A 13292-nucleotide genomic window follows, 5' to 3' on the forward strand; every position below is an offset into this window, starting at 1 on the left:
CTCACGAGGCGATAACCGCTCTTGAGGGGAGAAGCAATCCTGGGACAGACTGCGATAGATCGTTCCACTGTTGTTGAAAGGCAGAAGCTTCATGATTTTCATCGTCGTTAAGTTCAACGTTAAGCCGGACTGGTCCGACCGCTGGATTGACCTGACCCGTTCATTCACCGAAGCCACCCGCCAGGAACCGGGGAACCTGTGGTTCGACTGGTCCCGCAACGTGGAAGACCCCAATCAGTTCGTCCTGGTGGAAGCCTTTGAAGAAGACGCCGCAGCGGACCACGTCAACAGCGGGCACTTCGCCCAGGCGATGAAGGACATGCCGCAGGCACTTGTCGAAACGCCGCAGATCATCAGCGAACAGATCGACGCCGATGGCTGGGGCCGGATGGGTGAGCTCACCGTCGAATAAGGGCCCCGACATTGGTTTTTGGTTTGGCGAACCCAACGTCCAAGATTGAGGCATGGGACGTAACGATGCCCTCACGGGTATGGCCTCGGTGCAGAACGCCTTCGCCTTGCTCGACGTGGTCGCGTCCGATGAGCGCGGCCTGCCGGCCAAGGAAATCGCGGCCGCCTTGGAGATGCCGCTTCCCTCCGTCTATCGGCTGCTGAAGACCCTCGTCGCGTCGGAGCATGTGGTGCATCTGAAGGATCAGAGCCGCTACGCGCTGGGTTACAAACTCCACGCGCTTGATACTTCGTTGCGTCGGCAAGTGGGAACGCCGGCCGCGGTGGCCCGGCTCATCCTGGAGCTTTTTTCACGAGGCGATGCCGCTGCTTATTACGCCGTTCACCGCGGTGACGACATCATCGTCGCCCATGTGGTGGATTCGCCGAAGCGGCCCCGGATTACCCCCATGGGCTTTGGATTTAATGACGCCGCCCACGCAACTGCCTTCGGAAAGATCCTGCTGGCGGGAATGGACGACGACGAGCGGCGCAGGTACCTGGGCAGGCACGGGATGCCGGCGATGACTGATCAAACCATCAACACCGAGGCGGGGCTGGACAGCGAACTGGAACGCGTGCTCAACAGCGGCATCGCCGTTGAGCGCGAAGAATTCATTTCCGGTTCCTCGTGCCTGGGTGCGCCGGTCACCAATGCCGCCGGCAGGATTGTCGGCTCCGTCGCCGTTTCCATCGACGCCGCCGAATTCAATGAGCGTTCGGCGAGGTTGGCGGTGCTGCTGCGCGACACCGCAGACAAGGTCAGCAGGACCCTGCGCGCGACGTCGGTCCTGCCCAACCGCCGCCAGTGACAACCTGACTCCGGACTTCCATGTACCGGCGTGGTCCTGCGGGCGTGATCCTGCGGGGGTCCCCGCCCTACAGCTCCGATGCCGCCATCTGGCCGGCAATGTACTCCGCCTGGCGTATTGCCAAGGCCACGATGGTCAGCGTCGGATTCGCCGCTCCGCCGGTGGTGAACTGCGAACCGTCGGAGACAAACAGATTCTTCACATCGTGTGTCTGTCCGAAGGCGTTGACCACACCATCTTCGGGCCGTTCACTCATCCGGGCAGTTCCCAGATTGTGCGTCGAAGGGTACGGCGGGGTGTGATGGGAAGACGCCGCACCGACCGCTTCGTAGAGCAGCGAACCCTGCTGATAGGCATGGTCCCGCATCGCGGCATCATTGGGATGGTCGCCGAAGTGGACGTTAGGCACCGGGATCCCCAAATGATCCTGGGCGCTGGTGTTCAGCGTGACCCGGTTGGACTCCTGCGGCATATCCTCGCCCACAATCCACAGCCCTGCGGTGTTGGCATAATCGTCCAGCAGCGCGGCGAATTCAGGACCCCACGCTCCCGGATCGACGAAGCTTGCCAGGAAGGCGGGCCCCAGGGCGATCGTCTGCAGGTAGTAGCCGCCTGCGAAGCCGCGGTCCCGATCGTGGCGCGATTCATCCGACACGACGCCGGCCATCGTCTCGCCCCGGTACATATTCACCGGCTGGTCGAACTTGGCAAAGACGGAACCGGTGGTGTGGCGCATGTAGTTCCGGCCCAGCTGTCCCGACGAATTGGCCAGCCCGTCCGGGAACAGCGGCGACCCTGACAGCATCATCAGCCGCGGCGTTTCAATGGAGTTGCCCGCCACCGCCACCACGCGGGCCCGCTGGCGCTGCAATTCGCCGTCAGCATCGACATAGAGCACGCTGTCGACGAGTCCCTCTGGGGTGTGGGTGATCTGGACCGCCTGGCTGTTCGGACGCAGGTCCAGCTTGCCGGTCCGCAATGCCTTGGGGATCTCCGAGACGAGTGTGGACCACTTGGACTTGTTCTTGTCGCCCTGGAAATTGAACCCATCCTGGATCGACGCAGGCCGCTCGTCGTACGGTTCGGCGTTGGTGCCGTAGGGCCCGGTGGCGTAGTGCCGGTAGCCGAGTTTCTCTGCGCCGGCGGCGAGGACCTTGTAGTTGTTGTTGGCGGGCAGCGGCGGACGGCCGTGCCGGTGCGTGCTGCCGATCTTCTTTTCTGCCTTGTCATAGTAGGGGGCGAGGTCCTCCAGGCTGATGGGCCAGTCCGCCAGGTTCGCCCCTTCGATGCGCCCGTAGGTGCTGCGCGCCTTGAATTCGTGCGCCTTGAACCGTGGCGTCGCTCCCGACCAGTGGGTGGTGGTGCCGCCAACGGCCTTGACGATCCATGCCGGCAGGTTCGGGAAGTCGCGGGCGAGGCGCCAGCTGCCGGAGGTGGTCCGCGGATCCAGCCAGGCCATCTGGTTGAAAGCTTCCCATTCATTGTTCACATAGTCATCACTGGTGAGGTGGTGGCCCGCCTCGAGGACCACGACCTTGATGCCCTTTGAGGTGAGTTCGTGGGCCAAGGTGCCGCCGCCTGCTCCGGAACCAATGATGACAGCGACCGAATCGTCGTCGTAGTCAAAAGTGGCTGATTGTTCCTCGGTCATAGCCTCTGAGCTCCTCTAACTTTGTCCTGGCCTTTGAACAGGTCGTCTACCGGTTCCTCATCGGTTTCTTCGCTTGATTCCTTGACGCGGGTGGGCGCCGTCCGGGCGATCTTGTAGGGCAGCGGCCCCGTTTCCGGCAGGGGGTCGTCGCTCTCTTCAATGCGAGGTTCGGGCAGCCACCTCAAGTCGTTGAAGCCCCGGTTGATGTACCCGCCCTTGGAGAAGGACTCTCCCTCGTAGCCCAGCACATCCCAGACTTCGGGATCGTCGTAGAAGCTCAGCACCGTCGTCCTGCGGATAAAGCCGAAGAATTCCAGGTCGGTGATGCGCTTGAGCACTGCCAGCGCGCGGTCATCGGACAGTTCAAGGAAATGTTCGTCAGTCATCGAATCGATGGTGATGAGGCCTTGGGTGAGCGCCACACGGAACCAGGTCGACTCATCGGCCTCGGTGACGATCTTCTGCGCCATCCGCTCGTAGGGCCCGTCGGGGATCTGCGGATGCGGAAACGCCACCCTGATCATCCGGGTGAGCGTCCGCCTCGCTTCATCGGTCAGCTCCAACGCATTCAGCGCGGCAAATTTGGCCGGGAACGCCATGCTTGTTCACCTTTGCTTTCTGTCTATTTATTGAGGTTCGGCACGAGGATGCCCCGGCCGACCAACCGACCGTTGTCCAGGTCCTGCATCGCCTGGATGGCGTCGGCGAGATCGTAGGTCTGGGTGTGCAGCGTGACTTCCTGCTGTGCGGTCAGGGTCATCAGCTCCACCAGGTCGAGGTAGGTGCCCACGAGGTTGCCGATGACGTTGATTTCCCGCGAAATGATTTCGATGGTGTCGACATTGACGGCGCCACCGTAGCCAATGCTGAAATAGCTGCCCTGGTTGCGCAGGGCCGTGATGCCACTGGACTCGGTCCCGTCTTCGCCCACGAAGTCGAAGACCACATGGGCGCCGCCGTCGGTTATCTCGAGGAGCTTGCCGGCACCGTCTGCGGAATTGACCGTATGGTCGGCGCCAAGCGAAGAAGCCAGTTCAAGTGCCTCCGGTGACTTGTCCACCACCGTGATTTCCGCTGCGGTGAGCGCCTTCAGGGATTGGACGCCGATGTGCCCCAGGCCCCCGCTGCCGATGACGACGGCGTGGGTTCCCGGAGCAAGCAGCGGTACAGCTTTGCGGACGGCGTGGTAAGCCGTCAGCCCGGCGTCGGCGAGGGCCGCGATGTCCACCGGTTCCAGGCTGGGGTCCAGCTTGACCACCGACCGTGCGTTCGTCTTCATCAATTCGGCCATGCCGCCGTCGACATTAAGGCCGGGGAAAGTGGAGTTTTCACAATGCGAGTCCTGCCCGGAGCGGCACGGCAGGCACAGACCGCAGGTGACCAGCGGATGCATGATCACCGTGTCGCCGGGAGCCACATTGCTGACGGCGCTGCCAACCTCTTTGACCCATCCGGCGTTCTCATGGCCGATGATGTAGGGCAGAGATGGATTTTGGATGGGGTCCCACTGGCCTTCGATGACGTGCAGGTCAGTGCGGCAGAGACCGGCGGCGCCAATCTGCACGATCACGTCCCACGGACCCTCGATGCCCGGCTCCGCGACATCATCGATCCGCGGATCCTCATGATAGTTGTGCACCCTGACGGCTTTCATGATCCTCCTTTGCGAAGCACTCTCCTGATGAGTGTGTCGCCGATCACAAGGAATGCCAAGGGTGGTTCTCGCCTCGTGAGAATGAGAGTTGGAGGCTGGATGACGGAGGGCTCGCAGCGCTACGGGGGTGGAGTCGACGGATGCGACATTAGTATCCAAGCGCCGCGGAAACTGCGCACTTTGCCTGTTTTGAACAGGAATTACAGCCACTGTCCGCCGGGAATTCTACTTAATTGTGTGACAGCAGCGCGGATTCTTGTTTCACTGGAGCAGGTGCAAAGAACGATGGAGATGCCCGATTCTTCCAGTACTGCCGCCCCTGTCGAGACAGGGCGGAAGCTGGTGTCGGATCGTCGGGCGATGGGAGGAAATCTTGTCCAGACCGGATAGTGAGCACATCGCGACGGGAGATGAGGATCCGCCCGAGTCCGGGGGATCCTCCGGAGCATCCGGCATTCCGGATGCTCCGACTGACCCTGGGACGGAGAGCGTAGCCGAGACGGCAGATCCGGCACCGTCGCCGATTAAGGACACCGATACGGACGAGGAAATCACGGCGAAGCTCAAGCACCAGGGGGTGCGTCTGGGCAAAGGCAATATCGCTCCGGCCGTGTTCTGGCCGTCCCTGATCGCCGTCCTCGGGTTCGCGCTCTTCGCCATCGCCTTCCCGGGGGCCGCCGACACGGCGCTTACGGGAACACAGGACTGGATCGTGCAGAACCTGGGCTGGTTCTACCAGATCGTTATCGCCGTCTTCATCGTTGTGGCAGTGGCCATCGCGTTCTCCAAGTTCGGCAAGATCCGGCTGGGCAAGGATGACGAGGAGCCCGAGTTCGGGGTGTTCTCATGGTTCGCCATGCTCTTCGCCGCAGGCATGGGCATCGGGTTGGTATTCTACAGCGTCGGCGAGCCGCTGACCTTCGCCACGAGCGGCCCGAAGCCCGGTTGGCCCGGCACCGAGACCAACGCGGAGGGCGTAACCTCGGTGGTCCCGGGCATGCAGAGTGAAGTCGCGCAGCTGGCCATGGCACAGACGTTCGTGCACTGGGGCCTGCACCCGTGGGCGACCTACGCCATCATCGGTTTGGCGTTGGCGTATGCGATCCATCGCCGCGGCCGTCCGGTCTCCATCCGCTGGGCACTTGAGCCCATCTTTGGAGAGCGCGTCAAGGGCTGGATCGGAGATGTCATCGACGTGCTCGCCGTCTTTGGCACCCTGTTCGGCATTGCCACGTCACTGGGCTTGGGAGTCCAACAGATCTCGTCCGGCCTGATGGCGATGGGTGTCGTCGAATCGGCGAGCAATACGCTGCTGGTCGTCCTCGTCGTGGTCATCACCTTCCTCGCAACGGCGTCCGTTGTCACCGGTCTGGGCAAGGGCATTAAATGGCTGTCGAACATCAACCTGTCGATGGCCGGCCTGCTGCTGATTTCGGTGCTGCTGCTGGGGCCGACACTGTTCCTGTTCCAGAATTTCGCGCAGTCCATCGGCGTCTACCTCGCCGAGGTGCTCGGTATGACTTTCAACTCGGGCGCTTATACCGGTGAAGCCGGTGCCGAGTGGGCATCGAGTTGGACCATCTTCTACTGGGGCTGGTGGATGGCCTGGGCGCCGTTCGTCGGCGTCTTCATCGCGCGCATTTCCCGCGGCCGCACGGTTCGTCAGTTCATCGCCGGCGTGTTGCTGGTGCCTACCGCAGTCGGGTTCCTGTGGTTCGCCGTGATGGGGGGAACTGGTCTGTATCGTCAGCTGTTCGGCTCCGGCGGTCTGGTCGGGGAGGAGGGTGTCGTTCCCGAAGCTGCCCTCTTCGATATGCTCGGCGGACTGCCCCTGGGCAATATCCTGTCGGTGATCGCGATCATCCTGGTGGCGATCTTTTTCATCACCTCATCGGACTCGGGCTCTCTGGTCGTGGATATGCTGGCCTCCGGCGGCCACCCGAATCCGCCGACATGGTCGCGTGTCCTGTTTGCGCTGCTCGAGGGTCTGCTGGCGATCGGTCTGCTGCTCTCCGGCGGACTGACCGCGCTGCAGGCCGGGTCGCTGGCCACTGCGCTTCCGTTCAGCGTGATCCTGCTGTTGATGTGCTGGGCCACGTTCCGGAGCCTGAAGGCGGACCAGGCACGTCGGGAAGAGGCGGATCGGCGTGCCCGTTACGAGTGGTTCAGTGAGCAGCTGGCCGAGGACTTCGACGATACGCTCGGCAACCAGGTCGATTCGCGCATCGACGACCGGATCGACTACCGCCTCACCCGCACGACGGGAGCTTTCAGCCGGCACTCCGAAGGCCAGCAGGATCAGCCCCGGGGGCGGGGAGCTTTCGGTCGCCGCAAGCGCGAATAGTCCGTCGGCTCTGAACGGGGTCGCGTCCGAGACGGGCGCGGCCCCGGTTCAGCTCTGACCCACATCAGTGAGCGGACATTCGCCCGCCGGTTCGAAGAGGCCGTCGAGCTACCGCCTATGCGTTGGCTTCAGCACGAGAGAATCCACCGTGCCTGTCGCCTGCTCGAAAGCACCAGCCTTCCCATCGAGCGCGTCGCATCGGATAGTGGGGTTCGGTACCGCTGCCAACCTGCGCAGGGACGTCAGCGAGCATGCAGGTTGCCCGCCCCGGGACTATCGCCAGGCATTCCACCGGTAGCGGAGTATGTAGCCGCCGACATTTTGCCGTCAACGGTAGCGTGTGAGCATGAGCGAATCCGAAACCGCCCGGGACCTGTTGCGCAACATGCCGGTGTTTCCACCGACACTGGCCGGCTTCGACCCGGAGGCGACGCCGGACAACCCGCTGGAGCTGTTCCTGGCCTGGCTGAGCCAGGCCGTCGACGCCGGGGTCCTGGCCCCGCATGCCGTCAATCTGGCAACGATCGGACTCGACGGAATGCCGGATGCCCGTATCGTCATCCTGAAGGACGTGGGGCAGCGGGGCTTCTCCTTTGCCAGCAGCAGCGCAAGCCCGAAAGGCCGCCAACTGCAGGACTCGCCGTCGGCCGCGCTGACGTTCTTCTGGCCGGCAATGGGGCGGCAAATCCGGATCAGGGGCAGCGTGAGCGAAGGTCAAACCGCGGAGAATGCGCAGGATTTCCGACGCCGTAACCCGGTGGCGCGGGCACTGGTGCTGGCCGGGCGGCAAAGTGAGGTGATGATGGGCAGCGGTGACGACGGGGTCCAGGAGCAACTCGCGCGTCTCGACGCCGATGATGAGATCGTGTCAGCGGACTGGACGGTATTCACGGTCGCCGCCGAAACTGTTGAGTTCTGGCAGGCAGACACAAACCGCCGCCACACACGGCTGCGGTACAGCCGTGCGGGGCGGCGGTGGGACAAAGACCTGCTCTGGCCGTGACCGGGCCGGCGCCCAGTAACGCCGGTGTAACGCATTGCGGTATAGGCTGCGCTCCACCAAACGGTATCGACGCCCGTAACTATCGAAAGCCGGTGTGGACGGCGTGGTGTGCGCTGGCGAGGCCCCGCCGGATGTGATCCGGGAATTGCAGTCCGTTCGCGCCGCCCTGGACGAACAGGTCCCGTCACGGACGGATGCGAACCTGCTGGTGGCAACGTGGAATGTGCGTGCCTTCAGCGATGTAACGCAACAGTGGCACGCCGGACCCGAAGATTCCCCCAACCGCGACTGGCACGCGGTGTGCTGCATCGCCGAGATCGTCTCGCATTTCGACGTCGTTGCCGTGCAGGAGGTGCGCCGTAACGTCACGGCGCTGCGCCTGCTGGCGGACCTGCTGGGGTCGGGTTGGTTCGGGTGTCCCCGAATTGATGTTGACCACCGTGCACGTGCTGTGGGGCAGCGATCCTGCCGAGCGGCTCCCTGAGATTACATCCTTCGCGTGGTGGATGCGTGAGTGGGCTGACCGCTCCGGAGGATGGAACGATAATCTACTGGTGTTGGGCGACTTTAACCTGGATCGAACCGGCGACCCGCTGTACGAAGCTTTCGTCTCCACCGGCCTGTGGCCGCCGACGGCACTGAACAGTGTTCCCCGAACCATATTCGAGGACCCGGGCTCACACCACTTCTACGAGCAGATTGCGTGGTTCTCTCAGCCGGATGGAACCAACTGCTGCAGTCAATGGAGTTCACCGGCCGCGCCGGATATTTCGATTTCCTCCCGCACGTCTTTGTTGGGCTGACGAGGAGGGAATTATCCTGGCGCGTCCCGGATCACTACCCACTGTGGGTTGAATTCATCGTTACCGGGCGGTCTTCCAGAAGGTGTAATCGTCCTGGCTCAGTGCGCGGCGGGCTCCATCGGCCGCCTGCTTGATCCAGACCGTCCCCAGTCCCGGGGCGGTTTCTTGAACCTGCCCTTGATAGTAAATGGTGTTGCCCCTGCGGGCTTCGATCTCGTCTCCGCGGCTTACATTGCGCAGGCTGCGGATCCTCTTGAAACGGATGGTGGAAGGTTCTTCGGAAATATTCTCGGCTATGGAAATGGGTTCCTCCAGTTCGTCAGTGCTTTCGTTATGTAAACCAGCCGAGTCGCGCAATTATTCCCGCATCCGGAGAATCCCCGCCTAGAACTTCGACAGCGCCCTCCGGATACGGCCCGGGGAGGGGTTGGTGAGCACCTCTTCGGCCAAGAGCACCGTCGGCACTGTCTCATTGCCGTTGTTGTTGTCCCGCACGTAGGCCCTGCCGGCGTCGTCGTGCCAGATATTGATCCACTCGGCCCGGTTGCCCGCCGTGTCCAACACCATCCGCAATCGGAGGCAATAGATGCAGCCGGGCCGCCAGAAAATCACCACCGGCCGCTGCTGAGGGCCAGCGTCCTTCAAGATGTCCCAGGGTTGGCCGCTGCCGCCAAGTGCCGGGGAGACGAACCACGCGGCGGCCAGCAGGGCGATTGCGGCGATGAACGCAGACGTCCAGTTGCCATCCATGCCGTAGACGACCATGCAGACAACAGCGGCCACGGCCAGTCCAATGGCGGGATACCAGGGGCCAAGTGTCTTCATGGGTTCAGTCTATGGTCGCGGGGCCGGCCGAAGTCCGCCCGGCGCTAGTGGCGTCGGGGTCGATCAGGGTGCCTGCAGGAATATTTCGACGAGCAGCTCAGCCCGTGCCCGGCGGGCGGTGTCCCTGAGCCGCCCGTCCCGGTCCAAGGTGGCGAGCCCATGCAGCGCGCTCCACAGCAGTTCCGTGCTGGTGTCGATATCGCGCGGCGGATTCGCCCGGTCCCGCAGTATAGCGGCCAGCTGGTCAAAAGCGGCAAGTAGTTCCTGGTCGGTCTCCTCGGCGGCGAAGCGGGACCGGATAGGCAATGTGAACATGGCCGCATAGACGGCCGGGTGCGCGGCGGCGAAATCCAGGTAACCGTCGACGACGGCGCGGAGCCTGGTGCGGTCGGTGTTATGTCGGTTGGTTGCGGATCCGGCAACCGAGGCAAGCTCGGAAAACCCTTCGAGTGCGACTGAGTTCATAATCTCCGCCATCCCGCCGGGGAAGTGGCTGTAGAGCACAGGCTGGCTGTACTCGATGGCATCGGCCAGCCGCCGGGTGGTGACGGCCTCCCAGCCGTCTGCCTCGGCCAGGGCACGTGCGTGGTTGATGATGTCCGCCCGCCGGGCTGCTTTGTCCCGGGTCTTCCGTGCGGCCGCCGTCGTTGTCGCCATAAAGAAAGCCTAGCGCCGCTAGCCGTTGAGTGGAACAATCTGACTAGCAGCGCTAGAAAACATGTCAACGATAGGAAAAATCATGGAACAGTTGGTGAGCGTCGTCGCCCTTCTGCTCGTGGGGCCGATGGTCGGCGTCGAACTGGCGGTGGGCCTGGTGGTTAATCCAACCGCCGACAGGCTGGCTGACGAAGCCGCCGTGCAGTCGCGCAGCACGGCGGCCGGTTCGCTCGGCCGGATGATGCCGTTCTGGTATGCCGGATCCCTGGCCGCCGCAGCGGTATGGACGGCACTATCGTGGGGGCAGCCCGGCGCATGGCTGGGAGGCGCCTCGGCCGTGCTGCTGGCGATCAGCGTGGCCATGTCGATTGTGCTGCTGGTCCCCATCAACAAGCGGGTCGCCAATTGGGCCACGGCCGGTGTGCCTGCGGAATGGAAGCAGCAGGTGCGCCGCTGGGACCGGCTGCACTACGGACGCGTGGCCATCATTGCGGTTGCCCTCGGGCTGTTGGTGTCCGGTGTTTCGCAGCAGCTGTAGCGGTCAGGCTCCGCGGCCAAGTTCCGGCGATGGGCCGGAACCAATATGGACTTCCATGTCGTCGGCGGTGGGTGCCGCCGGACGGGATGTCGTTGGCCGGTCCAGGTAGAAGAAGGCGGTTGAGGCGATATCGTCCTGCAGCGGCAGGTATCGCCATCCGCTGCGCCATCCGAGAGCCTGGATGTCGACCCGGAGCCGTTCGGCGAAATGGATGGGATCCGGAAGATGCCACCGGTACATGCCGAAGCGCTGCTGGCTCACATACAACCCGTCGCCACGGAGCACCTGCGGCATTCCCAGGTAAGGGGTGGAGAACTCCGTGTACCCTTCACCTGGGACGTCGAAGTTCCAGGCGCCGCCGAAATAGTCTTCGGTGCCGGTGCCGCAGATGGTTGGGTACTCGACGTCGCTGTCCATGTAGAACTTGATCTCGCCTTCGCCCCACCAGCCATTGCTGTTCACGCCCCAGGCCATATACGTGCCGGCGTAGTGGCCCTTGCCTTCCACCCCGTCCACAATGGTGTGGGTCTCCTTGTAAGGCAACGGGTTGCTCCGGCGCCACTGTGCGTGCAGATAGGCATCGGACGAGTGATCGCCTCCCACCTCGTAGGAGATCTGGTAGTAGAGCACGACTTCCATCTCTGATGTATTCTCGATCGTCAATTCCGCCCCGTCGCGGAAAGGCATCGGCCAATAGGAATTGAACCCACCATTGGGGTTGGCAGCGATCGGCTCGGAGTTTACTTGGGTGAAGCTGCCCCAGCCGCTGCAGAAAAAATCGCCGTACGGAACCTCGATGGCGGGCTCGTTCGCTCCGTCCCAATAGGCGCGGAACAGCAGCGTACGCCAGTGATCACGATGAGTTGTCATCCAGATATGCGAGATCTTCGCGGGACCGTCGATACTGGCCAGCGTAAATGTTTCGCCCGGGCCGATCTTCACACTGGGCGAGACCTTCCACCCCGTGCCAAGGTCCCTGGCGCAGTCCTTGCCAGTGCCGGCGGTGGCCCGGCCGCCACCGCCGGCCGAACCGTCGAAGTTTTCCGGGCTGATGGAACGGGTCGTAACCGACCTGAGTGCGGCGATGCTGCTCAGACTTGGATGCGTCACTTCTTCTCCGAAGGGTGGTTGGTTCAGTGGCCCGGCGCATGTCGAGGAGGTGCGCGGAAGCCGGCATTTTGGGTCATTGTGTGCAATCGATTTCACTAATCTAGGTCGGGTCAAGGATGATGTCAATGAGGGGTGGCGGCAGTGCTAGGCTTCAAGCAGTGGTGGCGCCGAAAGCGCCGATCGGTGATTGAGCGGGCGCTCCGCTTCCCGATTGGTGGACGAGACTTCTTGCGGTGGGATGCGTGACGACAATATACGAAGTGGCCGAACGTGCCGGCGTTTCGCCTGCAACGGTGTCGCGGGTTTTCAACGGGTCACCGGTTTCGGCGGAGAAGACGCGGCATGTCCGCAAGGCGGCCGCCGACCTGAATTTCGTGCCGAACCGCACCGCCCGCACCCTGCGTCGCAAGAACTCCGAGATGATCGCGCTGATCCTGCCGGACATCGAAAATCCCTACTTCACGTCCATGGCCAGGGGCGTTGAGGATGTGGCCCAGGCCGCCGGTTACTCCCTGGTGCTGTGCAACACCGACGATGATCCGGGCAAGGAATCCCAGTACCTGGATATTGCGGCCTCCGAGCATATGGCCGGAGTCGTCCTGGCGCCCGTGGCCCGCCACGCGGACGAGCAACTGCTCGAGCTTCCCGGCAGGCCACTCATCTCCGTCGATCGGACGACCGGGCTGCCGGTGGATGCTGTGATGATGGATAACTTCGCAGCGGGGAAAGATGCCGTCACTGCGCTGTATCAGGGAGGTTACCGCCGCATCGCATGCATCACCGGACCGGACGATGTCGAGACTGCCGTTGAGCGGGCGCGGGGATGGAAATCCGTCGTGGACCGGAGGCAGATGTTTGCCGACCCGGGCGCCTTCACCCGCTTCTCCACCTTCCGGGTGGATGGCGGCCGGACCGCAATGGCGAGCCTGCTGGAGTCGCCGTCTCCTCCAGATGCTGTGGTGGCAGCCAACAATGTGATGTCCATCGGGGCGCTGCAGGTGTTGGCGGAGGCGGGGATGAGGCCACCGCACTTCGGAGTCGCCACGATCGGCGACCTGCCATTCACCACCATCTCGCCGAAGAGCGTCACCGTGGTGCACTTACCCGCCCGCCATATGGGGGTCACCGCTGCGCAATTGCTGATTGAGCGGATCCAAGGGGACCCCCAGCCGGTGCGGACGGTCGTGCTGCGCCACGAGACCCGTCCGGCGGCTTACCCGCACCCCGCCGGCGCGTAGGGGCCGCCCTCGCCGCCTGCCGAATGTGCCAGGCGGAGTCACGCGGCTTGCCGAATGTGGCAGGCGCAGCCACGCAGCCACGCGGGCCCTTGCAGCCACCGCACTCCGTCGCCCCCTGCGTCAGGGGCCAAAGGACCGCCCAAGGGTCGATCGTCGGATTTTTCGTTCCCACACTCTTGTTTATGAAATCGATTTCGTGAATACTGG

14 protein-coding genes and 1 pseudogene are annotated in these 13292 nt (G+C 63.2%); 8 read left to right on the top strand and 7 right to left on the bottom strand.

Translation table 11 applies throughout. From position 1 onward, the window contains the following. Positions 1 to 91: 91 nt before the first annotated feature. Positions 92 to 412: a putative quinol monooxygenase gene (locus H535_RS0104715; RefSeq protein WP_026818635.1), complete on the top strand. Its 321-nt coding sequence runs from the start codon at positions 92 to 94 to the stop codon at positions 410 to 412. 52 nt (positions 413 to 464) lie between these two features. Next, positions 465 to 1262 carry an IclR family transcriptional regulator gene (locus H535_RS0104720; RefSeq protein ID WP_026818636.1) on the top strand — a complete coding sequence of 266 codons (798 nt, stop codon included), beginning with the start codon at positions 465 to 467 and terminating at the stop codon, positions 1260 to 1262. 67 nt (positions 1263 to 1329) lie between these two features. Here the strand turns inward: H535_RS0104720 and H535_RS0104725 are convergent, their stop codons facing one another. From H535_RS0104725 to H535_RS0104735, 3 genes are read right to left on the bottom strand one after another with little or no spacing between them, the layout of a single operon-like run. Further along, complete coding sequence (locus H535_RS0104725; protein WP_026818637.1) at positions 1330 to 2913, bottom strand: GMC family oxidoreductase; 1584 nt, start codon at positions 2911 to 2913, stop codon at positions 1330 to 1332. Further along, entirely contained in the window at positions 2910 to 3512 is a 603-nt protein-coding gene (locus H535_RS0104730) for a hypothetical protein (protein WP_026818638.1), read from the bottom strand. Before H535_RS0104730 ends, H535_RS0104725 begins: the two co-directional genes overlap by 4 nt. Positions 3513 to 3535: 23 nt before the next feature. Beyond that, positions 3536 to 4567, bottom strand: a complete 1032-nt coding sequence (locus H535_RS0104735; RefSeq protein WP_026818639.1) for an NAD(P)-dependent alcohol dehydrogenase — start codon at positions 4565 to 4567, stop codon at positions 3536 to 3538. Positions 4568 to 4940: 373 nt separating this feature from the next. Here H535_RS0104735 and H535_RS23510 point away from each other — a divergent pair, with 373 nt between their 5' ends. The 4 genes and pseudogenes from H535_RS23510 to H535_RS29550 all read left to right on the top strand — a co-directional run bounded on the left by H535_RS23510 (position 4941) and on the right by H535_RS29550 (position 8398). After that, positions 4941 to 6911, top strand: a complete 1971-nt coding sequence (locus H535_RS23510) for a BCCT family transporter (protein ID WP_425387258.1) — start codon at positions 4941 to 4943, stop codon at positions 6909 to 6911. A gap of 63 nt (positions 6912 to 6974) precedes the next feature. Beyond that, positions 6975 to 7109: pseudogene (locus H535_RS30330) on the top strand (helix-turn-helix domain-containing protein); the annotation flags it as partial. A 148-nt stretch (positions 7110 to 7257) separates the two neighbouring features. Continuing rightward, a complete protein-coding gene (locus H535_RS0104745; protein ID WP_026818640.1) occupies positions 7258 to 7914 on the top strand; it encodes a pyridoxine/pyridoxamine 5'-phosphate oxidase in 657 nt (218 codons plus the stop codon). Between the two features lie 94 nt (positions 7915 to 8008). Continuing rightward, positions 8009 to 8398, top strand: a complete 390-nt coding sequence (locus H535_RS29550) for a hypothetical protein (protein ID WP_026818641.1) — start codon at positions 8009 to 8011, stop codon at positions 8396 to 8398. 379 nt (positions 8399 to 8777) lie between these two features. On the opposite strand, the gene H535_RS0104760 is transcribed toward H535_RS29550, so the two are convergent. From H535_RS0104760 to H535_RS0104770, 3 genes are all read right to left on the bottom strand, one after another. Beyond that, entirely contained in the window at positions 8778 to 9074 is a 297-nt protein-coding gene (locus H535_RS0104760; protein WP_245580158.1) for a hypothetical protein, read from the bottom strand. A 27-nt stretch (positions 9075 to 9101) separates the two neighbouring features. Next, positions 9102 to 9542, bottom strand: coding sequence for a glutaredoxin domain-containing protein (locus H535_RS0104765; protein ID WP_051298550.1), 441 nt, complete (start codon positions 9540 to 9542; stop codon positions 9102 to 9104). 63 nt (positions 9543 to 9605) lie between these two features. After that, positions 9606 to 10199, bottom strand: coding sequence for a TetR/AcrR family transcriptional regulator (locus H535_RS0104770; RefSeq protein WP_026818645.1), 594 nt, complete (start codon positions 10197 to 10199; stop codon positions 9606 to 9608). 82 nt (positions 10200 to 10281) lie between these two features. Here H535_RS0104770 and H535_RS0104775 point away from each other — a divergent pair, with 82 nt between their 5' ends. Next, entirely contained in the window at positions 10282 to 10737 is a 456-nt protein-coding gene (locus H535_RS0104775) for an anthrone oxygenase family protein (RefSeq protein WP_026818646.1), read from the top strand. A gap of 3 nt (positions 10738 to 10740) precedes the next feature. Here the strand turns inward: H535_RS0104775 and H535_RS0104780 are convergent, their stop codons facing one another. Continuing rightward, positions 10741 to 11847, bottom strand: a complete 1107-nt coding sequence (locus H535_RS0104780; RefSeq protein ID WP_026818647.1) for a glycoside hydrolase family 172 protein — start codon at positions 11845 to 11847, stop codon at positions 10741 to 10743. 242 nt (positions 11848 to 12089) lie between these two features. Between H535_RS0104780 and H535_RS0104785 the strand changes: the two genes are divergently transcribed. Then, positions 12090 to 13085, top strand: a complete 996-nt coding sequence (locus H535_RS0104785; RefSeq protein WP_026818648.1) for a LacI family DNA-binding transcriptional regulator — start codon at positions 12090 to 12092, stop codon at positions 13083 to 13085. The last annotated feature ends 207 nt before the right edge of the window (positions 13086 to 13292 follow it).

The sequence above is a fragment of the Arthrobacter castelli DSM 16402 genome, assembly GCF_000430705.1.
In the GTDB taxonomy this organism is placed as follows: Bacteria; Actinomycetota; Actinomycetes; order Actinomycetales; family Micrococcaceae; genus Arthrobacter_C; species Arthrobacter_C castelli.